Source organism: Colwellia sp. BRX10-4 (assembly GCF_014077465.1).
Classification (GTDB): domain Bacteria; phylum Pseudomonadota; class Gammaproteobacteria; order Enterobacterales; family Alteromonadaceae; genus Colwellia_A.
In genome coordinates, this window is sequence record NZ_JACGVZ010000002.1 from 92,222 (window position 1) to 117,100 (window position 24,879).

A 24,879-nucleotide genomic window follows, 5' to 3' on the forward strand; every position below is an offset into this window, starting at 1 on the left:
AATATCAGGAGCCTATATGGTGATATTTGATATTGACTATATTCATGGTGATAGTTTGGTGGTTAATCACCAAACTAAACTTGATGCAGATACTATTACTTATCCGTTTTCAAAACTACGTCAGCAATACCCCAATGCCGAAAGCATAGAAGTTGAGGTTTTCATTGATCAAGCTGTTTATCGTTTTAAGCAAGGGAATAATAAATATCTCGTTGATGCTCAAACGGGCCAGCAGCTTTCCCCGTTAAATGAGGTGTCCGCGATCCGAGCCGCTCAACATTATTATAGTGGTAAAGGTGGCGTGGCAAAAGTTGAAATTATTCAAGAAAATCCGCCATTTGAATTGAGTCGTCGAGCTTTACCCGCTTGGCGAGTTAACTTTGATGATTTTGGCAATCCTTCGATTTATGTTTCAGCTCAGACGGGGAAACTTGTCAGTAAACGACATGAATTTTGGCGTATCTTTGATTTAATGTTTAGCTTGCATGTGATGGATTACGAAGATGAAGATCCGAGTAATCAACTATTGTTTTGGTTCACCTTATTTTCGATATTGGCATCAATATTTGGTGGAGTATTAAGTTACTTTGTTATTTTTAAAAACCGAGCAAAAAATACTACAAACATAGCTCATTTAGCTAAAGAAATTACAGGAGAAGCAAAATAATGTTACTCCTTAAAAAACTGCATAAGTGGTTGTCGTTATTGGTCGGATTGCAACTATTGATTTGGTTAAGTACTGGCTTGTATTTCAATCTAATGGATCATGAAAAGGCATCGGGTAATCAATTTCGTCAACGCCCGGCTGTAGCTCAGGTAGATATTAATAGGTTAGTTGAGCCTCAACTGGTGTTGTCTAGATCTAAGCGGTCAGTATCATTAAAACAAATATCTTTGTTAGCACAACCTTATTATTTATTAACTCATCAGAAAGGGTTATATAGCCATTTTAGCAACAATTACTCTGTTGTTGATGCTTATACAGGTAAGCCCATAGTTATTGATGAGGTAATGGCTACAAAGCTAGCGCAATCTTCTTATAAAGGTCAGGGAAGAATTAACAGTGCCATTAAATTATCCCCGCCTTATGACGATATACCGCGCGAACAAAACCATGTTTGGCAGATAAATTATGCTGATTATATTAATACTAGTGTTTACATAGATGCTGGCTCAGGCCGGATAATTAAACATAGTAATGATGATAAGCGTTTTGTAGATATTTTCTTTATGTTGCACTTTATGGATTATGGCACCGAGGGAAGCTTTAATAATGTTCAAATCACTGTTTTTGCTATTTTCACTCTTTTCTTTTCCCTAACTGGTTTTATCTGGACAATTGAACTGATTTTTAATGGCCAATACAAAGTTAATTTTGGTAGGAGAAAGCGTAATTTAGCGTTGTTTGACAAGAATGAGCAGGCTATGGGGGAATTTGAAGTAACTGCCAATACAAGCATACTTGATGGGCTGATTGATCATGATATAGTTTTGTCATCAACCTGTGGAGGTGGTGGTACTTGTGGGCAGTGTAAAGTGCGTATTGATGGGAAAGTTAAAGTCACTTCAGCAGATCATGTTCACTTTACGGATGAACAATTACAGCAAGGCTTCCGCTTAGCATGCCAACATGATGCAAGTGAAGTTGAACAGCTCACCTTATTGGATTCAACAAAAGCTAAAAAGCACCAACTTGAATTAACCCATAGTGAATTTGTTAGCCCATTTATGAAAGAGCTTCGCTTTAAAGTTGTTGGCGGGTATAAGCTTGCTTTTAAAGCGGGTGCTCATATGCGCTTTTTTATTCCTGCTGCCAAAGGTGTATCTATTCCGCAGCGTTTACCTGAAGCATTAAAACCCCACTGGCATCATATTGAACATTTAGAATATGAGCATAACGCCTGTAGTCGAAATTATTCCTTGGCTAATGGTCATGGTCAAAATAACGGTGGTGCAGAAGAGCTGATGTTTACCATCAAAATTCAAAATGCTCCTGACAAAATTGTATTTCCTGGTGTCGGTTCAAGTTATTTATGTAACTTATCTGTAGGTCAGACAATAGAAGCGGTAGGACCCTTTGAAGATTTTTATGCAAAACCATCAAGCAATAAAACTATGATACTAATTGGTGCTGGCTCTGGTATGGCTCCGCTTAAATCTCTGATTGAAGAGCAGTTACATAGCGGTATAAATGAGAAGTCTACTAAAAGAGGAATTTACTTTTTCTATGGTGCTAGAACGGAGGATGATTTGTTGTACCAAAGTGAATTCTTTCAATTAGCTAAACAATTTGCCAACTTTAATTATTTTCCGGTGTTATCGCAACCATCGGCTGAATGGACGGGAGCAAAAGGCTATGTTCAAGAGCTTTTAAAATTACAAATTGAAGGTATCAGTCAAATAAATAATGTTGAATTTTATTTGTGTGGACCACCAGACATGATGAGTACAACCATTGATTTACTGAAAACAAAGAATGTAGATGCAAGCAATATTGCATTTGATGAATTTACACAATAAACCTTAATAATTTATTAAACTAGGAGTAAACCATGAAAACTTTAACAAAAATAGCTTTGGTGTTAATACCAGCCATCACTTTATCAATGGCAGCTACTGCACATGATCCTAAATTGCATGTCAAAAAGGCTGAAAAGGCTGATTGTAGCAAAATGGATCACAGCAAGATGGATATGAAAGATCCTGTCGCTATCGCTATGATGAAAAAATGTATGAAGCAGGCTGAGAAGTCAAAAGATAAAATGGATCACAGTAAAATGATGGATCACAGTAAAATGAAAAAAACTGAGCAAAAAAAGAAAGATGGTGATAACGAACATAACCATTAATTAACTAAAATAGCCACTTAGCGTCTGTGTTAGGTGGCTTTTTGCTTAAAGGAAAGCATATGAAAATTATTAAATCATTATTACTATTTGCTGTATTAGGTATAGGTGCAGCGGCTACGGTGATGTATTCAGGTGTAGTTGATGTTGCGGCTGATGAGCCACATGGTGATTTGGTTTACTGGTTTTTAGAAGAAACCAGAGAAAACTCTATAAAAAAATCAGCTCAAGCTATTGAAGTACCTGATTTAAGTGCTCCTGAACTGTTATTAACAGGAGGCAATGACTACGAATTTATGTGCTCTAGTTGCCATTTAAAGCCTGGTCAGCGTGAGAGTGATATGAGCGTAGGCTTATATCCCGCACCACCTAACTTATCACTTTTTCCTGAAAGTCATGAAGGGCAAGAACACGTCGATGCAGCACAAGCTGATCGTAAGAGTTTTTGGGTGATTAAGCATGGAATTAAGGCATCAGGCATGCCAGCATGGGGTAAAACCCACGACGATGAACGTATATGGGCAATGGTTGCTTTTATAAAACGATTACCGACTTTGACACCAGAGCAATACCAAATACTTACCGCGATAGATTAATGTCTAATTAAATTTAAGAAAAAGGGATAAGTGATGATAAAAATTAAAATACCCATGTTGATTGTCTGTTTAGTCTTAGTGTTTTGAGGAAATGTAAGTATTGCGAAAGATAATGAACATCATTCTGGTCAAAAAACTGAAATGTTTATCGGTGTTGATTCACCTGCCGGAAAAGTGGTTATGCAATTCCATCTAGTGCTGAAAACCGTTGATCAAACTACAGCGAGGAAGCTACTGGCAGATAATGTTTTAATCTTTGAAGGTGGTGGAGTGGAACGCTCAGCCGATGAATACGCTCACCATCATATGTTTTCAGATATGAAATACCTTGCTGCTATGAAGAGTGAACCATTAGAGCATAATGTAAAAGTTATGGGTAACAGCGCGGTGTCGGTGTCACGCAGTAAAACTATGGGAACTTACAAAGGAAAAGAACTAAAGTATGAAGGTATGGAGACTATGGTGCTAAAAAAGCAACAAGTAGAATGGAAAATAGTTCATATCCATTGGTCAAATTAGTAATTAAATCAAATAATTAAAGTGGTAATGATAGTGATTAAATCTATAGTTTTTATTACTGTTTTGTATGTTAAGTTTGGTTCCATCTTAAGTATTTTTTGTTATTTATAACTAATTTATTTTTTAGGTGGTAACTCACTAGAAATTTTAAATGCGAATCAGAAATGATTCGCCTTTTTTATTTGTAATGATCTCTTTGTTATTTATTGCTAACACGGACTATACAAGGAGATAGCGACAAAGTTTGTCGCCTCGTGAGTAGATACTTTCATAACTAACGATATAAGGGATTAAGATGGTCTCAACTAAAATTTATGGGTATGCAGTAGGAGAAAATAGCCGATCTATTTCTAATTATATTGCTCATGAGCTGCTAACCGTTGATTGGCAGCTTGGTCATTATCAACCTAAATTGTTTGCTAATAATATGAAACATGCAGATTTACTTGTTATCGTTGCTAATCTCAGTTGCACTGAGGGTCTAATAAAAATAGAAAAAATGGTAAAGGTAGCTGAAAATTTGGCAGTAACGACAGTAGTTTTTTTGCTTCACCCAAAACAACAATTAAATAAGTTACGTTCGATAAAGAAATTAACTAGGAAATTAACTAGGACAGTCGCTTAAAGTTGAAGAATAGAAGCTTCTTAACTATAGTCAATAAATGACTGCTATTTAAAAGGACTTTGTCATGACAACCGCAAGAAGACAACTCATTAATATATCTGACACACCTTATTACCATTGTATTTCTCGCTGTGTACGTCGTGTTTTTTTAAGAAATTAACTAGGACAGTCGCTCAAAGTTGAAAACGCGAGTAGAAGAAGCTAAAAAAGGTAAGCAACCCCAAATGTTACTGCCCTTTGTGGGCAACCCACGACAAGCAATGCCAAAAGGTTTACCGTTTGAACTTAAAGATTACCTTGAATTAATTGAAATGACAGGGCGTTGCCTTCGTGAAGATAAAGCGGGTCATATTGAGAAAAACCAACCCGCACTGCTTAGCCGTTTAAATATCACTCCTGAAAATTGGCTAACCCTGACAAAAGATTTCAGAAAGCTTTTTCATGGAGCGGTGGGGCACAGCGATGTATTGTCTGATTACTCTGAGCATAAAGGCTTGAAGCGGCGAAATAATGTCAGTTGTTGTGATAAGCTTTTAGCGCAACGATTCAGTACTCATTATTCACCTCATTTTCTAACAACACATCAAGCCTGATGTGTTTTTCGTGTCCAGAAAACACCATTTATCCTGTTTATTTGAAATGATAATAAATAATATTCGACTTTAGGGTTTTTGAGTGATGACTGAGCTTTTTTTGAGTGTTTTTTAGTCTTTTGTTGTTGGTTTGTTTTAGGATGTATTATAAGTGAGTGTCCTAGTTAACTTGTTGTTGTCATCTGTTAATTAAGTTTATGAAATTTAAAAAGGCGGATCAGCAATGATTCGCCTTTTTACTTATTACGGTTAGAAAAGTGAGCCGATATCGGCTTTCTTGTAATTCAGCACTAATCGACGGCAACCAACAGGTTTTATTGAAGATAAAATTTAATATTGAATTGAACTAATTTCCCAGTTTTACGTATCTAGTCTTAATAAAAAATTAAAACAGTGAGAAACACTGTTTTATAAGACCTCAAGGAAATTCTATGAAATTACTTTTCACACTTCTTGTTCCACTGATTTTGGCCGGTTGCTCCGTGTTTGGAGAAAGTGGAGTTGATAGCGCGCCTTATACACTATTGAAATCTGATAAGGCACAGAAAATTGAAGTGCGTAACTATGAATCGATAGTGCTAGTGTCATCTGACATGTCAGCCGACGGAATGAACGGTGCTTTTAGGAATCTGTTCAGATACATTACTGGTGAGAATGAAGGCGCCACTGAAATAGCCATGACAGCACCTGTACTGATGGATGAATCAGAAGCATTATCTAAGGGTACCAAAATCACTATGACCGCTCCGGTGTTTATGAAAGAGCGATCAGAACAACAAGTAATGTCATTTGTAATGCCTGCCGATTTTACGATACAAAGTACCCCTAAGCCAACCAACCCAGACGTCTGGATAACAGAACTAAAGGATTACAAAGTCGTGGTGATAAAGTTCAGTGGACTACTCAGTGATAGTAATGTTGAAACACAAACCCAAATTCTCAATAGCTGGATAGCGAAAAATGGCTATACAGCAGTTAGTGAGCCTATTAACGCAGCCTACAATGGTCCTTTTACCATTCCATGGTTTCGCCACAACGAAGTGTTAATTGAAGTAAAATAGCCCAAAATGCATTACTATTGGTTGTTGTAAATGCCAGTCAGGGTATCTGTTTTCCCTCTGACTGGCTTGCTGCTGTGCAAGACGAAACATTTAAATGTCTGCTTTTTCGAATAACGTTCATTGACCAAATAATCACAAAATCTCTTAACAGGCCACCCATAATAACTTAGGCAGTTTTCGTTCAATAAACTAGACTTAAGTTACCTTTATTCAGTCGGGTGATTGTTATGCCTAAGCCTCGTTCACAACAAATTAGTTTATTGGATACACCTTATTATCACATTTGCAGTCGAACGGTACGCAAGACTTTTTTGTGTGGCGTAGATAAGCAGACGGGTGTCAGTTTCGAGTATCGACGCAGATAGATTGAAAAACGATTATTTACATTATCTCAGGTATTTTAGATAGATATCTGAGCTTATACTGTCATGCATAATCATTTACATATCGTCTTGCATGTTGATAGTGAGCCAATAGAAAACTGGTCAACCGATGAAGTATTACAACGTTGGGATCAATTATTCAAATGGACCTTATTAACTCAAAAATATTCGAACAGACAACCGCTTTATAAGTTTCAACTAGCGACGGTTAAAAGTACGGTTGAGATGTATAAGCAGCGTTTAATTGATATCAGTTGGTTTATGCGCTCATTGAATGAGCCGATAGCTCGACAAGCTAACCGAGAAGACCAATGTACCGGACATTTTTGGGAAGGACGCTTTAAATCACAAGCACTGCTTGATGAAGCGGCGTTACTGCCGTGTATAGCATATATTGATGTAAACCCTATACGAGCAGGTATTGCGGTTACCCCAGAGCAGTCTGACTTCACCAGTATTCAACGACGCATTAAAGCGGCTATAACCGGTGAGCAACCGACCTGCTTATTACCTTTTACGGGCAATGAACCCCATCAAGAATCCACTGGCGCGTGTATTTATTTTAGCTTACAAGATTACTTAACTCTGGTTGATGAAACAGGACGCCTCCTGGGTGATGATAAACGAGGCGCCATCGACACTACTAGCGCAACTATCCTCGCGAGGTTACACATCAATGATGAAAGTTAGCTAAAGCTTAATACGGATTTTGAAACTATCTTCACAGGCGCTATCGGTATTGCTGAACATTTATGTGAATTTAGTGAGCATGTTGGTTTACAGCGAACACATGGTATAGCGAACACTCAGGTCTGTTTGAATAGTACACAACGCTTTTTATGAATAAGACGTAACCTTACTACTATTTTAAAGCAGTGGGTTCAACTTGGTTATCATTTGATGCTTTAAGAAAGTAGTTGCATAAAGGACTATATAAACTCGCTTTACCTTATCAAAAGATATTGTCATAAGCTAAAAAGACAAGCAATGGCTTATCATTATTATTTGTGGTTATTATGGGTGTGATTATTTAGATAGTTATTTATAATAATTATGCGCTACAAAAATAAGGTTGGCACTTTTTTGTTAGTACTATCTTTACAGTAAGAATACGCAAAAAAACGCCAATTAAACATAAACAGCCCAAACATAAAATAATTGCCTTCCCATTTTATTCCTTTATTTATAACCCGTACTTATTTTGTTACATGATGTAGCGGCTTATCCTGAAAAATTTAATGAAAAAATTCTCAGAGTTACATAAAATACATCAATAAAAATAAAGGGAACTATGATGAAAAAGAAATATTTAGCGGCTGTCATAGCTGCAAGTTTAACGTTATCCGCCTGTATGGCAACCAGTAGCGACTCTGGCAATAATATGTCACAGCAATCAAGCCAAGAGAGCGCAAACAAAGTCTTTAGCCAAAAATACTTGTTCAAAGAGTTGGCTAATGGTTTACGTGTCTTAGTGGTAAAAACAGACTATCCAGATCTTGTTTCAGTACAAATCCCCGTGTCTGTAGGTTCTCGTGATGAAAATGAAGTAGGTAAAACAGGCTTTGCCCACTTCTTTGAACATATGATGTTTAAAGGTTCAGAAAAATTTCCGCAAGCTGTTTATGCCGATCTATTTAAGAATGCCGGTGTTGATAACGGTGCTTACACCACCAACGATTACACTAATTATCATTTAGATTTTTCTAAAGATCATTTAGATAAAGTATTAGAGATTCAAGCTGATCACTTTAAAAACCTAAAGTACACCGAAGCACAATTTAAAACAGAAGCCTTAACGGTAAAAGGTGAGTATTTAAAAAATAATGCTAGTCCAACTCGAAAGTTGTTAGCGGCGGTGCGAAAAGAAGCATTCGATACTCATACTTATAAGCATACCACTATGGGCTTCTTTGAAGATGTAGAAGCAATGCCTGATCAAGTTGCATATGGTGAACAGTTCTTTAAACAATTTTATAAGCCAGAATACGTTTCTTTAGTAATTGTCGGTGATGTTGAACCAGAAGCAACAATGGCCATGGTCGAGAAGCATTGGGGAAATTGGCAAAAAGGTGATTTTGTTAGCACTATAGCACCTGAGCCAAAACAGGAAGCTGCGAAATATGTTCATGAAAAATTCGATGGCTTACCGGGTCACTGGTTACTCGTTTCTTATAAAGGTGCTGATTGGCAACCCAAGAAAAAAGATCGCGCGGCTTTAGATTTAATTTCTGAATTGTATTTTTCCAATAACTCAGCATTGTATCAAGAACTCGTTGTTGATAAGCAGTTGGCTAGCCAAATGTTTAACTACAACCCTGAAACAAAAGATGCTGGCTTACGTCACGTATTTATCAAAGTGAATGATGAAAAAGACCTAGCAACGGTTCGTGATGCAGTAAACCGTACTTACGCACAAGTAAGAACTGAGCTCGTTTCTTCAGAAAAACTTGATAACTTAAAGTCTAACTTAAAATATAGTTTTGTTAATAGTTTAGATTCATCAGAGTCTATCGCTTCAACATTGGCGAGTTATATGCATTTTGACCGCGATCCCGAAACGATTAATCACCTCTATAATAGCTTTGACAATATTACAGCTGAAGATATTCAACGTATTGCTAATGAATACTTTATTGATGAAAATCGCACAACAGTGACTTTATCAGCATTAGATGAGATTGCCGACTTTGAAAAAGAAGTTGACTTAAATGGCGCCGTTGCAAAAATAGTCATGAAAAATTCGCAGCCGAGTACTCCACAGTTTGCGGTATTAGATAAGACCAATGACTCACCGTTGATTGATGTTAACTTCTTATTTTATACCGGTGCTGCAGCGGATCCAGCCGGTAAAAAAGGAGTAGCGGCTTTAACCGCTCGTATGTTAACTCAAGGCGGCTCGGCAACAAAAAGCTATCAAGATATTAAGAAAGGTTTATACCCTTTAGCTGGACGTTTTTCGTCGCAGCTTGATAAAGAAATGATGTCATTTACTGGTCGGGTGCATAAAGATAATGCTACTCAGTGGTACGAACTTATTAGCGATCAATTATTAAATCCAGGATGGCGTGAAGACGATTTTAAGCGTCTGAAAAAAGAGCTTGTTGATGGTATTAAATCAGGTCTTAAATCTTCTAATGATGAAGAATTAGGTAAAGAGGTGCTTTATAGCGAACTTTATCAAGGGCATGTTTACGAAAACTACAATAGTGGTGATTTGTCTGACTTAGCCGCTATTACTCTTGAAGATGTTAAAGCGTTCTACAACACCCAACTTTCCCAAGCAAAATTAAACTTAGGTATAACTGGCGCTATGCCTAGTGCTTTAAAAGCACAATTAATGACAGATTTAGCGACTTTACCCGTCGGTGATGAAAAGCGCTTAACAATTGCTAAAGCACCCGTTTTAAAAGGTCATCATGCGACAATTATAGAAAAAAGTGCGCAATCAACAGCGGTATCTTTTGGTTTTCCCATTGATACTATACGCAGTGATAAAGACTGGGCGGCACTTTGGTTAGTGCGTTCATACTTTGGTGAACATCGTAGTTCTAACAGCTACTTGTATCAACAAATTCGTCAAGCGCGTGGCATGAACTATGGAGATTATTCTTATATTGAATATTTTCCACGAGGGATGTACCAAACTAAACCTGATGCAAATTTAGGTCGTTCTAGTCAAATTTTTCAAGTGTGGTTACGTCCTTTACGTTCAAATAATGATGCTCATTTCGCAACGCGTGCCGCTTTGTATGAATTGGACAACTTGATTGAAAAAGGCATGAGCGAAAAAGACTTTCAAGCAACACGTAATTACTTAACGAACTATGCACCGCAATTAGTGGCCAGCCAAGATCAACAGTTAGGTTATGCACTTGATAGTGGGTTTTATCAAACAGAAGAGTTTGTTAAGTACGTTCGCGATCAATTTGCAAAACTATCATTAGATGATGTTAATCGTGTTATCAAAGAAAATTTACAAACAGATGATATTCATTATGTTTTCATTTCAGGCGATGGTAAAGACATGAAGCAACGTTTGTTGTCTGAACAAGTATCACCGTTAACATATAACAGTGATAAGCCAGCAGAGCTTTTAGCGACCGATAAAATCATTGAAAGTTACAAGCTAACACTGCCGTCTAAAAATGTTGAAGTGATTGCAATAAATGAGGTTTTTCAATAAATTGCGTTTACACTCACTTTAATAAATATTCGTTATTATCTTATTGAAGATTATAAATAACTAAATAAGAATAACGCATGTAGTTAAAAATAAAAAACCGGCATCTGCCGGTTTTTTATTTATTAATAACGATTAATTGTGCTTTATGCATCGAGTTTAGATATATCTGTTATTGGGCTAATAAACGGTGATTGTAATTTTCCAACTCAAGTTACCAAAGATATCGCAGCGTTAGTTGCAAATGCCAATAGCTAGATAGAAATGATTAAAACTTCATAACCACTCGACCGGTAATTTCGCCGTTGATCATATCTTCAAAGATATCATTAATATCTTCTAGTGACTTTTCAATGGTGATCGCTTTAACTTTTCCTCTAGCGGCAAAATCTAAGCATTCAACTAAATCTTTACGCGTATCCACAATAGAGCCGACAACGCTAACACCATTTAAAACAGTATCAAATATAGGTAACGGCATATCTTCGGCGGGTAAGCCAACTAGTACACACTTACCCCCACGACGAATAACTTGGTAACTTTGTTCAAAGCCACTTTTACTAACAGCGGTACAAATACTGGCATGAACGCCGCCTGTTTCAGCTAAAACTCTTGCTACAACATCATCAGACTTGAAATCTAAACAAAAAGAGGCCCCCAAATCTTTAGCCAATTTCAATTTTTCAGTGCCAGTATCAATAGCGATGACATTTAAGCCCATTGCTACAGCATATTGCACAGCTAAATGCCCTAAGCCATCAATACCAAAAATAGCTACCCATTCACCTGGTTTAGCCGTAGATACTTTTAATGCTTTATAAGTTGTAACACCTGCGCAAAACAAGGGGGCAGCATCTACATAGCTAATCTCGTCTGGTATTTTTACAACATAGTTGCCATCTGCTTTACAGTATTCAGCATAACTCCCATCAACAGAGTACCCTGCATTTTGCTGTAACAAACAGAGGTTTTCATTACCAGATAAGCAGTAATCACAATATCCACAAGCACTATATAACCATGGAATACCTAAACGGTCACCAAGATTAAAGTGCTTAACTTGCTCGCCTACTTCAACGATTTCTCCAACACCTTCATGGCCTGGAACAAGTGGCATCTTAGGTTTTACTGGCCAGTCACCATGACACGCATGTAAGTCGGTATGACATACACCACAAGCATGAACCTTTACTAAAACTTCATGACTCGAAATTGTAGGCTTATCAAGTTGTTTAATTTCGAGCTTGTCTTTGAATTGATGAATAACAGCTGCTTTCATTAATGACCTTTCTTTAAGTTAATACATTGTAAAAAATATTATAGTACTCAACTTTAATAAAAATATGATGTAGAACAATAAATGGCCAGAAAGAGACGTTGATGGCTATCTTAATTTGTTAATAAATAATAGCAATTTAGTAAAGGTGAGTTATTTTTCTTGAGACATAATAATGTTTACTTATATCAAGGTGAAGACTGTTTTATTCATGGCTTTTAAGCGTAGATGCATATCTTGAACATTAATTTTTTGATCTGCCGATAACACCAATAAGCGATTATTACTTACGGGTCAATCTGATGTGATCAGCAATAATTAATATTAAGTTATTCTTTGTCGGCAATACGGATTGACGCTTTAATGATGTTGACCGCTTCTCTAGTTTTACCTCTTTGGCTACCTAAGGCTTCAATTTTAGTTAAGCTATCTTCTATATCAGTTACTACTTTACCAAAAACAGTATGATTACCGTCTAAATGAGGTGTCGCGTTAAAAGTAATGAAAAATTGACTGCCATCAGTGCTTGGGCCTGAATTTGCCATACTTAACATACCCGGTTCACTGTGGCCTATGTCACTATTAAATTCGCCATCGTATTTATAACCTGGGTTGCCCGTGCCATTACCCAATGGATCGCCACCTTGCGCCATAAAGCCAGGAATAACACGATGAAAACTTAGCTCATCATAGAAACCCAATTTAGTTAAGTAAATAGTACTAGAAGCATGCATAGGTGCAGAGTCTGTGAATAGCTTGATGGTCAGGTTACCTTGGTTTGTTTGCAGCTCCCAAAAGTAATCTCTTCCTTGGGTAAAGTTCAGTAATGGCGGTCTACTTAACGTTGTTTTCCAAGCAGGGTTTGTTTTATCAACCGCTTGTTTAGTAATAAATCTATCAATAGTATTTAATGCGGGATCTATTCCACAACATGCGGCCAGTACCATGATTAACAAAAGACTGGTGATGATGTTTTTCATATTATTCATAAAAGACTTCTTATTTTATTTTAATTTTTTGAAAATATACTAAGTTATCAAATATTATTAGGTATTAACGACTAAGAAATAATAATTTTTATTAACTGATCAATCATTAAGTCAGCAGCTTAAGATGACTAAGCTTTGATGCCACAATGCTGTTTCGTATGTAAGGCGTATTATAATATTTTTAGCACTTCACTAGAGGGGAGAAGTGTTAAATAACGGCTAATAAAAAACCGACAGAGGCCGGTTTTACATTACTATGTTATTAGCAGAATATTACCTTTATATTCTTTGTTAAAACTTAAACATTTTACTGTGCTTGCCGCCTTTTTCTGAGTCTACTGTCACTTTATAAGTCCCTTTGCCATCGACAATCCATTTCACTATGGTTGTTGAGTGACCCGCAAGCGTGGCGACCTTAATCATTGCTGGGTTTAAGTCGTGGTCAGTATGTGTGTTGGCACCTTCGCTAATAACGGTTAACCCACTTAATATTGAAAAGTCATCAGAGAGAATCGATATGCGGTCTTCAAACGACAAATTATTATTAATGTCTTGTGATAATCTTGTCGGAATTGCTCGCTCATTAGCAATATTAACCGTTATTTCATACAAACCATTACTGAGCTTGCGCGTTGATGAACGAGTTACTTCTAACTGTGGCATATGGTAAGCGTGAAATAAGGTAAAGGCCATATTTCGGTGTGCTTCTTCTTCTAATAGGAAAGAAGGTGGCGTTCTACCAAAATTCTTCTTAAAACCGCCAACTTCTATATCGCCATAAATTGGATGCTTTACTTTAGTCCAAGGAACAAAAGCATCACCAAATAAAATATGCTTGTTGAAATTGTGATTTTGATTGCCTAATTTATCGCTTGTTTTATCGTTTGGGCGAAACATATTAGCCGATGTCCAAAGTTCATTCGTAAATGCCATAATACCGTTGTTGCCATAAAACCAATCAAATTCTCCACCGTAGACTTGATAAAGATCTTTCCAAGCGACGAGGTAGCGATAATTGGGTAGTATTTGCTCACCTTGGTTGGCGATAAAATCATAGACGCTAATATCAGAACGGGTATATTTGTTATTGGCTTTACCCGGACCACGTAAAATCATACCACCGGTATTATGGTAACTTTGCGCGGCAGCAATATTACGATGAGCTTTAACAAATTTAGCCACTGCACTGGTTTCTTTTAATGAAAAAGGATAACGGCGTGCACCTCTTTGAATATAAGCTGGCTCCCATTCATGGGCCCAATCACGATTAGGATCATATTCGTAAACCCCTTTACCATCTTCGTTGACAAGACCGTCACCATCATTGTCGTATCCTTCAGCTCCTAACATGCGGTAATCGCCAGTTTGACCTTCTTCAACAGGTACCATTAAACCTGGGTATTTTTCGTCTTCTTTGTGAGTACCACGTACCTTATCTTTAATGCGCATGCGAGTAATGTGGCCATCATTATTGAGATCTTCTGGACCATCTTCATCGATTTCACCGTCAAGATCGTTGTCAGTAGGTACCATGCCCGAACGAGGAGAGTGCGCAGTATTAGCCTGCTTCATAAACCAGTCACGCCCGTCAGGATTAATTGTAGGGACAATATAGAAAGCTTTATCGTTAAGTAGATCGGTGATCCACTTTACTTTTCCGTAGCTCTCAGTTAAATACCAAGCGGTATAAAGAGAAACCTCTGTACCTTGAATCTCATTAGAATGAATATTGCCATCAATATACATCGCCGGTTTTGTCGTATCATCACCGTTGTTATAATTGGTAATTTTAATAACAAAAATATCACGACCTTCGTAAGACTGACCAATAGATTCTAGTCGAGTAAGTTTAGGGTAAGCTTTATTTATTTTTTTGAGTATCGTTATAGTACTTTCTGAGTCATAAAAACGATTCCAGCGTATATCTACCTTTGGGTCTAAAGGCGCACCTAATGCCTGTAATCCAGTGAGTTTGTCTGCGGCTTGTGCCGTTATAGTTAACAAAGCTGTGGCCGTTAAAATGCAGATGAGCAATAGTTTTTTCATGATTAAGCTCCAAAATTAACGGTTTGTGTCACCGCATCGATGACAGGTGAAGATACTTCAAATGAGGCATCATTGAAGCCTTTGGTATTGATTAGCCACTTGATTTCTTGTTGATCGCCATGAGCGGCAATAGGCGCTAATAATGTTCGCTTGCTACCACCAATAAATTGTTCTTTGGGTAAATTCCACTGAACTCTTACGGGAAGCATCCAACGGGTGAGTTTACCCATGGCGCTTTGTGTTGGAAGTTTGCCGATGTTTTTTATTTTTAAGGTCACTCGGTAAAGATCTTTACCTATTTTTTTTACGCTCTGGCTCACGTTAAGCTCAGGAAAAAGTGTGGTTAGCGAAGTAATATATTCCGAACTTTTAGTTTCAGCAAATACGCCAACATCAGGATTATTTAAATAGGCAAGTCGAAAACCACCCACTTCTACCTTTTCATCTACAAAGTCTGGGTGTGAAATTTTTGTCCACGGTATAATCGCTCCTTGCAGATTTTTTTCCTTGGCGTTAGTTACCAAACGAGCTTCTTTGGTATCTTCGCTTGCAGAAGCGTTTTTGTTATTTTCAACATCAGCCTCTTTATTTTTTTCTACGTCAGCTGATTGGGCAATGGTTATTTGCTTAAAATTCCAGCCGTTGGTGGCTATTGACCAACGACCCCCGTGAAAATAGGCCCAGTCGTGAAAAGTACCTTGACCACGGTTTTCTGCTTTTACCTGCCAGTCTTTATGATCTTGCTGCCATAGGTGAGTAAATAATTTATAACCGTCAACATCTTCTTTAGGCATTTTATCAAAGGCTTCCAGTGGACGTTTATATTCACTTACCAGTACTTTATTAGCCGACCAGTTTTCATGGAGGTTGTCGTATTTAGAAAAATTAACGGTCATTAAAATATTTTGATGATCGATAACAAAATCTATTAAGGCACGCGTTTCAGGTTCAGATGCTTGATTAATACCAGAGCCAATACCAAAATAGTCATAGTTATAAGTAAAGTTTTTATTTATTGCTGTTCCGCCATAGCCATCTTCATCTAATTTACCATCACCGTCGTCATCTTTTCCTTCATTGAGTAAACGGTATTGACCTGCTTCGTTTTTAAGGCGATCAACTTTTACTAATAAACTAGCATCTTGTTCACTAGCTTTATATAGGCCAGAACTGTCTGAGATCCTTAACTGAGAAATAAAACCATCGTTGTTAAGATCATTAGGACCATCTTCATTAATTTTTAGGTCGTTATCGTCATCTGTTTTTAAGTCATTAAAGCTCGTTGAATAACCATTTTTACCCAGTATAAAACTTGTGGCATCAGGGTTTGGCATAGGTACGACAAATATACTTTTACCATTTCGGGTGACTTTACCTGATTTTAGATCCTCGATTAGGCGCATCGCAAGTTCAGTACCGACTAAATAATCGCCATCAACGTTGCCAGTAACCAAAATTGCTGGTGAGCTTTTATCACCAAATTGAGCCACTATTATCGACTTTCCTGATCGTGAAGTACCAATTTGCTGAGTTTGAACACCCAGTTTTTTTAATTGTTTTAACATTTCTGCGTGGCTGGTGTATTGGTTAATATAGTCTTGACCAAGACAACTGCCAGAGATGAGGAATAACGCGAGTAGTCGCTTCATTTACTTATATGCTCCAGTTATAAAAACGCTTAATTATTAGAATATGTTTTATAGGCGAACTTTAATTAGCCATAAAGAGTATATATTTTTTTCAATGAATTCAAAGAAAAGTGAATTAAATGAGCTGGTTTGCTAGTAATTCAGGTTAGATGCTCAAAATGTATAAAAACCTAAAACAACTTAACCACTTATAATCTTGTTTTAGGTTTGTCTTGTTTATAACAATAAACGGCTTTGGCTTACGAGAATAAATTGGCTGGTTTTTAATACAACTCAAATTTATCTGCATCTAAAAAGGCGGGGAATTGATTTTTAAATTTATCAAGCTTACTGAAGTCGAGTTGGGTTGTGATGATTTGTTGTTGGTGATCTGTGGCAGAAAGTATGTTCTCACCATCAAAATTAATGACAGTTGTGCCACCAGAGTGAGGCATATCGTTACCGTCTGGTCCGATACGATTAACTCCGACCACAAAACTTTGATTTTCCATCGCTCGGGCTTTTAATAAGGTATCCCATATAAGACGACGTGGAGCAGGCCAATTAGCAACGTTGACCATAAGATCATAATCTTGGCGGTTTCTCGACCAAACAGGAAAGCGCAAATCATAACAAACCAAAGGCAGTATTTTTATACCCCTAATGTTGATTATTTTTCTGTGCTGGCCTTGCTCAACAAAGTCTTGCTCTTTGCCTAAACGAAATAAATGGCGCTTGTCATAATGTTCAACCCGACCATCAGCAAAGACCCAATAAAAACGATTCACTTTTTTATCATTTTGGCTCACTAAAACCGTGCCAGCCACTACACAGTTATATTGCTTTGCTATTTTCTTTAACCAATGTAGAGCAGAGCCACCATCTTCTGGCTCTTGCACATCTTTTCTATTAATACAAAAACCAGTTGAAAATGTTTCTGGTAGCAATAATAAATCGACGGCAGCATGGTCAGTAAAGTGATCTTTGAAAAGTTGCTCTAAACGATCAAAATTGCTTTGTTTGTCTAACCAACTAATATCGAACTGCACTGCGGCTATGGTTAAAGTTGACATAATATTCCTGCGGCTTTAAGTAGAGTATCGTCATTTTTTGCGAAACAAAGTCTGATTACTTTATTATTTTGATGATAAGACTCCCTTTTTTCAGCGGGATACAGGGGACTTAACGGAATGGCAGCAACACCGACTTCTTGGGTTAACCACTGACAAAATTCACGATCATTTAGCGCTGAGATTGCAGAGTAATCAAGCAATAAAAAATAAGTACCTTTTGACGGTAGCATCTTAAAGCGAGAGTCTTTTAGTGCATTGATCAGTAAGTCTCTTTTTTGCTGATAGAAATTTGATAACTCGGTGATATGCTCGGGATGCTGTTTTAGCATTTGCGCTATAGCTATTTGTGCCGGGGTAAATGAGCAAAAGGTAACATACTGATGAATTTTTCTAAACTCGACCGTAAGCGCATCAGGTGCGGCGCAATAACCCATTTTCCAGCCGGTGCAATGAAAGGTTTTACCAAAACTAGAGACGACAAAGGCGCGTTTAAACAAATCAGGGTAACGTAAAATACTTTCATGACGTAAGCCGTCAAACGTCATGTGTTCGTATACTTCATCGCTTATTACATATAAATCATATTTCTCAATCAAAGCTTGTAAGCTAGTAAGATCTGCAGCACTGAGTATTGATCCCGTTGGGTTGTGTGGGCTGTTGATAATAATGGCACGTGTATTTTCATTAATGGTTTGCTCAACTAACGACCAGTTTATTGCATAGTTAGGCGCATCTAGTGCGACATGGCGACAAACTCCACCAGCAAGTTCAACGGCTGTCTCATAAGAGTCATAAGCGGGATCAAAAATAATCACTTCATCATTTGGACGAACCAGCACTTGTATTGCAACCCATAGTGCTTCGGTAGCCCCCGAGGTTATTGTAACGTTTTTTAGCCCATTCAGTTTTTGCGCAGTGGTTAAATCTGTTTGATACTGTCGATGCACCATAGCGGCAACTTGCGTTAATAACTCAGGTAAACCGTTTGAGGGTGAATATTGATTTTTACCTTCACTAATGGCTAAGTTTATTTTATCTTTTAAAAATTCTGGTGTATCAAATTCAGGAAAACCTTGCGACAAATTAATTGCCTGATATTGATTTGCCATCATCGACATTTCTGTGAAAATACTGGTGTCTAGATTAGGCAGTTTACTGGTAAAAGAAGATGGCACAAAAGGCTCCCTGGATTATTAAGTCGATATTTTTGAGGAAAATTAGCTTAAATAAGCATGGTTCAATCGGTCTTTATTTAAATAGACTGTGAAGCAATAATTGAATGTTAAGGCTAACGGCTGATGAGTTCAATCGTTATCCTTTTTAAATCGATATCTTAGTGTAAACAACCGTTAATAAATTAACGGCTACTTTTAGCGCGTACTGTTAACAACATTAAGCCAATTGCGAGAGCAGCATAATAATAAGGCATGCCCGTTTGCCAACTTATGGTGCTATTAACGCCAAAAAGTCTAGATATAGTGCTGCTTGAATAGGTCCTATATACCAAATTGCCGGGCATAGCACTTCAAACATTCGCTTTGTGCCGGTCAATACCTCACAAAAATAAGCAAGGGATACGGTAAATGAAATGGCTATAATTAATTGTATGATTAACAGCCACTCGGCTATCGCCGCAAATCTAAGTACACTACCCAAAATGGCCAATGCTAATAATATCCATGCAGCAGAGTAGCTCGCTAAACTTTGCAATAGCGCTGACTTTTTACTGTAGGTGACTAACTCAACCGTATTTGCTTGTTTTTCTTCTTGGCCGAACTGTGAAAGCACTAAAACACACCATAACCATGACAGCGGTAAAAATATGCTAACCAGTAATTGCTGACTGATAAATAGTTGAATAATATTTAACGTTAAAAGACCTAACAGCCAGTAAATCGAATGGCTTTTTAATAATAATTTGAGTTCTAAACGTAATAAGCGAGTAAAAGCAAAGTGCTTGGTTAGCATGGTAAATAGCACATCGAGTCGATTGAACACTTGACGGGTTAAGGTGTTTATTAGCCATGAGGTTTGTTTGGTTTCAGGTACGGGGTTTCGACTAAAACGATCAAAAAAGGTTACTGCAATAATAAAACAGCTTAAGCAAATGATCAGTAACGGCAGAATACTCGATAAATACTGTGCTGTTGGCTCTATTCCTTGCCAAAGAAAAGTGTTTACTGCATTTTCTTCATCAACAACCGTTACGCCAATATGTGTTGAGCCTGCTTGTGGCGGAAAACGTTCTGCAACCTCGGTTTCTATAGCAGAAAGTATTGCGCCAACTCCTGAAACGCTTTCAATGGTTTGAACAATAGAGCCGGTCCACAAGAAAAAATAAACAACATTGCCAAAGCCACCCTTAAGCCATTTTATTGATTCAAACATTATCGCCACTAAAGCAACAACTAATAACACCGGTAGAACAAAGACTAATTGGGGCCAAGCTAACGCCCAAAGGTCTATCTGATAATTTTCCCCATAATAAAGTTGCAGTAAAATACAACTGATCAGCATAACCAATACGATAGTAAACAAAATTAAAACATTGGTGCACCATTTGGCGAATATAAAAGATAACTTACTCATAGGAGTGGCGGCAATAAGTTCGCAGGTCATCGATTTTCGATCTAATTCAAGGCCATTCTTAATCAGATAAAAACAAATAATAGGTAAAAATAAAACATTCAACATCGCCAAACAAACACCTAACCAGGCACTGTTATAAAGACCTCTATAGCCATTGATAATAAGTGTTTGATATTGAGCATCGAGTGAAGGGAAAAAAAGTAAGGTTAATACCGACATCGCCAGTAAAGTAACCACAAAGCTTTGCTGGCGAGTTCGTTGTTTAAAATCAGCGACCCTACATTGCCATAATTGATTCATTAACATGCCCTCGCAAGAACCGTTCGAGCACGCTTATTACTGGTAAAGTAGAGATACGCATCTTCTAATATTGGCGCTCTTGGTATTGCTCGCGCATCAGGGCAGTGTTCAGCGACAATATTTAACTCGACCTTGTTGTCTTTTCGCACACTGTGGCTGACAATAAAATCGTGCTGAATTTGTTTTAATTCATTCAAGTTAGTGGTGAGATGCCAGCATTTATCGGCAACTTTTTCTTGTAGTGCCTTTGGAGTTGCTGATTGAATTAATTGCCCAGTTTGCATAATCGCAATTTGGTCAGCAATAGATTCAACATCTGCGACTATGTGAGTTGATAAAATAATGCAACGGTCATCGGCTAATTCAGTTAATAACTGGCGAAAATTGGCACGTTCTTGTGGATCTAGACCCACAGTTGGTTCATCAATAATCAATAATTTCGGGTCATTAAGTAAAGCCTGTGCAATGCCAATGCGCTGTTTCATCCCCCCGAATAACCTTTCAATGGCATATGAGCAGCATGGGTAAGGTTGAGCTTAGCAAGTAAATCCTCGATTCTTTGAGTTGCTAAAGATTGATTTAACCCTTTTAAGCCGGCCATGTATTACAAAAATTCAATAGCCGACAATTGGTCATAGACGCCAAAATATTCAGGCAGGTAACCGAGTTCGTTACGCAATAACTGTGGTGATTTAACAATGTTTTGTCCTTGCCATAAAATTTTTCCTTGGCTAGGTTTTGTTATCGTAGCAAGAATACGCATTAAGCTAGATTTTTCTGCGCCATTAGCGCCTAGTAAGCCTAAAATCCCTGGTCTAACTTGTAGTGATAATAATTTGATTGCTAGTTGTGTGTGCTTGCCAGTTTGGTATTGATGGCTAAGTGATTGAATATCCAATAACATTGTATTTCCCTTCGACATTAAGATGTTATCTATTTAGCAAAGTTTACGCCAAAAATAAGTTGTTTTAATTCAATGGATTATTGTTTTTGGTTTTTATTTTTTTGAAAAAAAATGTTCAATTAAACCAACTATTAGTGAAATTATTAACGATTAATAAATTTCACTAAGGTACAACGGTGACATTGTGTTTTATAATACTTGCGTTAAATAATAGCGTGGCCTTTTTAGGTCAATCAACATGTTAATTTTAATAACTTTTAGGCATATTTGATGAAATTTATAGCTGCCTTTATTGTTGTACTCTTGTTGTTTAGTGCAAAAAATTTCTACGCTTTCGAAGCGAAAAAAGTTGATATCGGTGATATTATTTCAAAAGAAAAATTCTCACGATACAAAGACGTTGGCGATTTCATCGAACATTCTCCGAAAGTAACCATTGAAGTTAGACCTGAGCCAGAAGATATCGCCGAATATGGCACTGATGTTGTTAAATCTTTGACGGGTTCCGATTGTGATAGAGATGGCATTATGGATGATAATGCTAAGTGTAATGCGGTTTATTACAAACTGTGGATGAAGTATGAGCGTTAATCAATCATCAAAATATAATTTTAAACAGTCAAGCCAAGGTAAAAGCCGTTAATGTTAGAAAATCAAAGTCAGTTGCAGGGGCATTATGATGCCCAAGGTTACTTTGTTATTAGAAATTACTTTAATGACACTGAAATTTCAGCCCTAAGACAAGTGGTATTGAAATTTCACGATCTTTGGAAAAAAGATCACGCAAAATTTTATCAAGAAGAAGCGTTCAACTCTTCTTTGATCACCGGCAGTCAGTACTTAGCATTTGACGATCGCGTTAAGCTTTTCAACTTTATTAGTTCAAAAAAAATAATGGCTGTTGTCGAGTCGGTTATAGCGGCAAAGCCAGCCTTTATGAATACTCAATTGTTTTTTAATCCCGTTAATCCAGCACAAAAAGATTTTTGGCATCGAGATTGCCAATATGATCACGAGGTTGAAGAACAGAAAAAAGCCATTCAAGAGACACAAGTTGTTCACTTACGTGTGCCATTATTTGATGAGCGCGGTATGGAATTAGTGCCCGGAACACATAAACGCTGGGATAACGAAGAAGAATTTAATGTTCGACAAGAAGAAAAGGGCAGAGTGAGTAGCGAAAACCTTTCTACCGGTAAAGAAATAAAGTTAGCGGCCGGTGATTTATTAGTTTTTTCGGCCGATATGATCCACCGTGGTTTGTATGGACTTGATCGATTAGCGTTAGATATTTTAGTTTTTGATCCCACTGGCGATTTTGCTGACTACGTTGATGATGATTGTTTACCCGAATTTTCGATGCTAGATAAGATTGAAGATCCAAGGTTATTTACCAATACCTTCGACTTAAAGGCAATAAAACTAAAATAGTAAAGTAACACTTATTATTGGTATCTATTTTTAAATTCAGCTACCTAGATAGACTGAGTTTTTTATAAAAAAAAGTTGATGATTTCAATGAGAAAATAACAATTAATCATTACGTTATTACATTAACTTTATTAAATTAATCTTATATATTATGCTTAATGATAAATGATTATAAAACCCAGCTTCTCGATTAATTATCATTAGATAAAATAGGTAGATTTCATTGATTCAAAAATTTGCTTCGCACGGCCAATGCCAATTCACACTCGATAATAATATTATTATTATCGATGCAGTGGGTCCATGGAATGTCGAGTTTTTCAAACAAATGCACGCTAATCTACAACAAGTCGTCCTAGAAAACTTTATCAATGTAAATTACGGGATCATTGTGATACTTAAAGGAGAAACATTAGCAACACAGGAAGGTTTAGATTATCACTTGTATAAAGTGAAGCACGGAACCGCTAAGGCCATTGCTATTAATATGATACACAGCTCATTTGCATTAACCACTCAACTTGAATTTGAGGCTGTGTATAATAAGGCTGGCATTAAAAACAAATTTTTTAATAACACATCGACTGCTAAACATTGGTTAGAAAGTGAATTAGTTTCCTTATAATCGTTTTTAACAATAGTGTAGTATTAAAGCGTATCTGATAATTTTGAAGGCCCAAATATTAGTTTTTTTTGTGTTGACTTGAAAATATACTTTTCTGGATATTTATTTGAGCTGAACTAAACTACTCTTAAACTTATTAGTTACGGCTAAGTTAAAATGAGCACTTGTTGTGTTTCTGCGTTTATCGACCCATTGTTTTTTATGAGTGACTTAAACTGGCAGAAATAGTTTACTGTTGTCTATCGTCTATTTTTTAACTATTTATTTTGACACGAGTAAGGCGTTAGGTGATTTTATGTTTACAGAGAATTCAGAAGACTTTATCTATAATTCATCGATTGGTATTCATGCTGTATCGCCAGAAGGTATTATTGTTTATGCCAATGAGTGTGAACTTGAAGTGTTAGGTTATACAAAAAATGAATACATAGGGCATCACATCTCAGAGTTTCAGATAGATGAAAGCTGTTTAGCTGACATGATGACACGTTTGAGCCATTTTGATATATTGAAAAATTATCCTGCAAGAGTCCAAGGCAAAGATGAAATTAAATATATTATCTACAACTCTAGTGTTTACGAAGAAGATGGCGAATTTAAGCATACGCGTTGTTATGGAACTGAAGTAGAAAAGGTCATTTATGATGTTTTCTTTAAACATTTTGATTTCTAACGTTAGTATTGAGAGGCAATAGCGTCTCCAAATTGTACAAAATATTGTGGCTGTTTTGTAGTGCAGTGCTTTAATCAGCTCTTTTTATGTCTGCTATTTGCCCCATCATCTTCTATTTGCTCGAGAAGTTGGGCCGTTTAGCGTATCCTATTCACCATTAAGTTTATTGTTATTTATTATTTATTATGAACATTGAAGTAAAAAATATTCCCGTTCCCGAAGTCACCTGTGCAAATTGCCAGGCATGTTGCTGTAGTTTAGAAGTTAGAATTATTTCAGATACTGGTGTGCCTCATCGCCATATCTATATTGATGACCATGGACACGAATCCATGTTACGACTTGATGATGGTCTGTGCTCAGCGTTAAACAGAGATACATTATTGTGTTCTATTTACGAAAATAGACCTTGGGTTTGTCGAGAATTTGAGATGGGTTCATATGAATGTATCGACGAAAGAACAGAAAAGCTCTATACCTCTTAGAATAGTTAGCTGTTTATTTTATCATAATAAAAAACCCCTAATAATTAATATTAGGGA

At 36.9% G+C, this 24,879-nt stretch carries 23 protein-coding genes and 1 pseudogene; 15 read left to right on the forward strand and 9 right to left on the reverse strand.

The genetic code is table 11. From position 1 onward, the window contains the following. The first annotated feature begins 16 nt into the window (after window positions 1-16). The 10 genes and pseudogenes from H4J67_RS02835 to H4J67_RS02880 all read left to right on the forward strand — a co-directional run bounded on the left by H4J67_RS02835 (window position 17) and on the right by H4J67_RS02880 (window position 10,806). On the forward strand, window positions 17-667 hold the full coding sequence (locus H4J67_RS02835) for a PepSY domain-containing protein (protein WP_182202818.1): 651 nt from the start codon (window positions 17-19) through the stop codon (window positions 665-667). Beyond that, window positions 667-2,520 carry a 2Fe-2S iron-sulfur cluster-binding protein gene (locus H4J67_RS02840; RefSeq protein WP_182202820.1) on the forward strand — a complete coding sequence of 618 codons (1,854 nt, stop codon included), beginning with the start codon at window positions 667-669 and terminating at the stop codon, window positions 2,518-2,520. Before H4J67_RS02835 ends, H4J67_RS02840 begins: the two co-directional genes overlap by 1 nt. 32 nt (window positions 2,521-2,552) lie before the next feature. Further along, entirely contained in the window at window positions 2,553-2,849 is a 297-nt protein-coding gene (locus tag H4J67_RS02845; protein ID WP_182176607.1) for a hypothetical protein, read from the forward strand. 59 nt (window positions 2,850-2,908) lie between these two features. Next, entirely contained in the window at window positions 2,909-3,442 is a 534-nt protein-coding gene (locus H4J67_RS02850) for a cytochrome c (protein ID WP_182202822.1), read from the forward strand. A gap of 99 nt (window positions 3,443-3,541) precedes the next feature. Next, the gene (locus H4J67_RS02855) at window positions 3,542-3,961 is read left to right on the forward strand and encodes a nuclear transport factor 2 family protein (RefSeq protein WP_404842775.1); all 420 of its coding nucleotides are present in this window, start codon (window positions 3,542-3,544) and stop codon (window positions 3,959-3,961) included. A 295-nt stretch (window positions 3,962-4,256) separates the two neighbouring features. Then, on the forward strand, window positions 4,257-4,586 hold the full coding sequence (locus H4J67_RS02860; RefSeq protein ID WP_182176610.1) for a hypothetical protein: 330 nt from the start codon (window positions 4,257-4,259) through the stop codon (window positions 4,584-4,586). Between the two features lie 179 nt (window positions 4,587-4,765). Then, on the forward strand, window positions 4,766-5,179 hold the full coding sequence (locus tag H4J67_RS02865) for a hypothetical protein (RefSeq protein ID WP_182202826.1): 414 nt from the start codon (window positions 4,766-4,768) through the stop codon (window positions 5,177-5,179). A 431-nt stretch (window positions 5,180-5,610) separates the two neighbouring features. Continuing rightward, window positions 5,611-6,240 carry a heme-binding protein gene (locus H4J67_RS02870; protein WP_182176612.1) on the forward strand — a complete coding sequence of 210 codons (630 nt, stop codon included), beginning with the start codon at window positions 5,611-5,613 and terminating at the stop codon, window positions 6,238-6,240. A 428-nt stretch (window positions 6,241-6,668) separates the two neighbouring features. Beyond that, a pseudogene (locus tag H4J67_RS02875) lies at window positions 6,669-7,466 on the forward strand (transposase). Window positions 7,467-7,917: 451 nt separating this feature from the next. Next, entirely contained in the window at window positions 7,918-10,806 is a 2,889-nt protein-coding gene (locus H4J67_RS02880) for a pitrilysin family protein (RefSeq protein ID WP_182202827.1), read from the forward strand. Between the two features lie 265 nt (window positions 10,807-11,071). On the opposite strand, the gene adhP is transcribed toward H4J67_RS02880, so the two are convergent. The 9 genes from adhP to H4J67_RS20430 all read right to left on the reverse strand — a co-directional run bounded on the left by adhP (window position 11,072) and on the right by H4J67_RS20430 (window position 21,608). After that, window positions 11,072-12,082 (reverse strand): alcohol dehydrogenase AdhP, encoded by a 1,011-nt coding sequence (gene adhP / locus H4J67_RS02885; protein WP_182202829.1) that lies wholly within the window; start codon window positions 12,080-12,082, stop codon window positions 11,072-11,074. A gap of 326 nt (window positions 12,083-12,408) precedes the next feature. Further along, window positions 12,409-13,068 carry a peptidylprolyl isomerase gene (locus H4J67_RS02890; RefSeq protein WP_182202831.1) on the reverse strand — a complete coding sequence of 220 codons (660 nt, stop codon included), beginning with the start codon at window positions 13,066-13,068 and terminating at the stop codon, window positions 12,409-12,411. 291 nt (window positions 13,069-13,359) lie between these two features. After that, window positions 13,360-15,114, reverse strand: a complete 1,755-nt coding sequence (locus H4J67_RS02895; RefSeq protein ID WP_182202833.1) for a M14 family metallopeptidase — start codon at window positions 15,112-15,114, stop codon at window positions 13,360-13,362. Between the two features lie 2 nt (window positions 15,115-15,116). After that, a complete protein-coding gene (locus H4J67_RS02900) occupies window positions 15,117-16,763 on the reverse strand; it encodes a M14 family zinc carboxypeptidase (protein ID WP_182202835.1) in 1,647 nt (548 codons plus the stop codon). A 263-nt stretch (window positions 16,764-17,026) separates the two neighbouring features. Further along, the gene (locus tag H4J67_RS02905; protein WP_182176619.1) at window positions 17,027-17,815 is read right to left on the reverse strand and encodes an amidohydrolase; all 789 of its coding nucleotides are present in this window, start codon (window positions 17,813-17,815) and stop codon (window positions 17,027-17,029) included. Continuing rightward, window positions 17,803-18,933 (reverse strand): methionine aminotransferase, encoded by a 1,131-nt coding sequence (locus tag H4J67_RS02910; protein ID WP_259368477.1) that lies wholly within the window; start codon window positions 18,931-18,933, stop codon window positions 17,803-17,805. Before H4J67_RS02910 ends, H4J67_RS02905 begins: the two co-directional genes overlap by 13 nt. A 325-nt stretch (window positions 18,934-19,258) precedes the next feature. Beyond that, window positions 19,259-20,704, reverse strand: a complete 1,446-nt coding sequence (locus H4J67_RS02915) for a hypothetical protein (RefSeq protein ID WP_182202836.1) — start codon at window positions 20,702-20,704, stop codon at window positions 19,259-19,261. Further along, the gene (locus H4J67_RS20425) at window positions 20,704-21,189 is read right to left on the reverse strand and encodes an AAA family ATPase (RefSeq protein WP_259368463.1); all 486 of its coding nucleotides are present in this window, start codon (window positions 21,187-21,189) and stop codon (window positions 20,704-20,706) included. Before H4J67_RS20425 ends, H4J67_RS02915 begins: the two co-directional genes overlap by 1 nt. A 119-nt stretch (window positions 21,190-21,308) precedes the next feature. Next, window positions 21,309-21,608, reverse strand: a complete 300-nt coding sequence (locus tag H4J67_RS20430) for an ATP-binding cassette domain-containing protein (protein ID WP_259368464.1) — start codon at window positions 21,606-21,608, stop codon at window positions 21,309-21,311. Between the two features lie 270 nt (window positions 21,609-21,878). Between H4J67_RS20430 and H4J67_RS02925 the strand changes: the two genes are divergently transcribed. From H4J67_RS02925 to H4J67_RS02945, 5 genes are all read left to right on the forward strand, one after another. After that, entirely contained in the window at window positions 21,879-22,199 is a 321-nt protein-coding gene (locus tag H4J67_RS02925; protein ID WP_182202838.1) for a hypothetical protein, read from the forward strand. A gap of 51 nt (window positions 22,200-22,250) precedes the next feature. After that, the gene (locus H4J67_RS02930) at window positions 22,251-23,039 is read left to right on the forward strand and encodes a phytanoyl-CoA dioxygenase family protein (RefSeq protein ID WP_182202839.1); all 789 of its coding nucleotides are present in this window, start codon (window positions 22,251-22,253) and stop codon (window positions 23,037-23,039) included. 223 nt (window positions 23,040-23,262) lie between these two features. Next, window positions 23,263-23,664, forward strand: coding sequence for a hypothetical protein (locus tag H4J67_RS02935; RefSeq protein WP_182176624.1), 402 nt, complete (start codon window positions 23,263-23,265; stop codon window positions 23,662-23,664). A 295-nt stretch (window positions 23,665-23,959) separates the two neighbouring features. Next, window positions 23,960-24,337: a PAS domain-containing protein gene (locus tag H4J67_RS02940; RefSeq protein WP_182202841.1), complete on the forward strand. Its 378-nt coding sequence runs from the start codon at window positions 23,960-23,962 to the stop codon at window positions 24,335-24,337. 185 nt (window positions 24,338-24,522) lie between these two features. After that, complete coding sequence (locus H4J67_RS02945) at window positions 24,523-24,822, forward strand: YkgJ family cysteine cluster protein (protein WP_182176625.1); 300 nt, start codon at window positions 24,523-24,525, stop codon at window positions 24,820-24,822. Window positions 24,823-24,879: the final 57 nt, after the last annotated feature.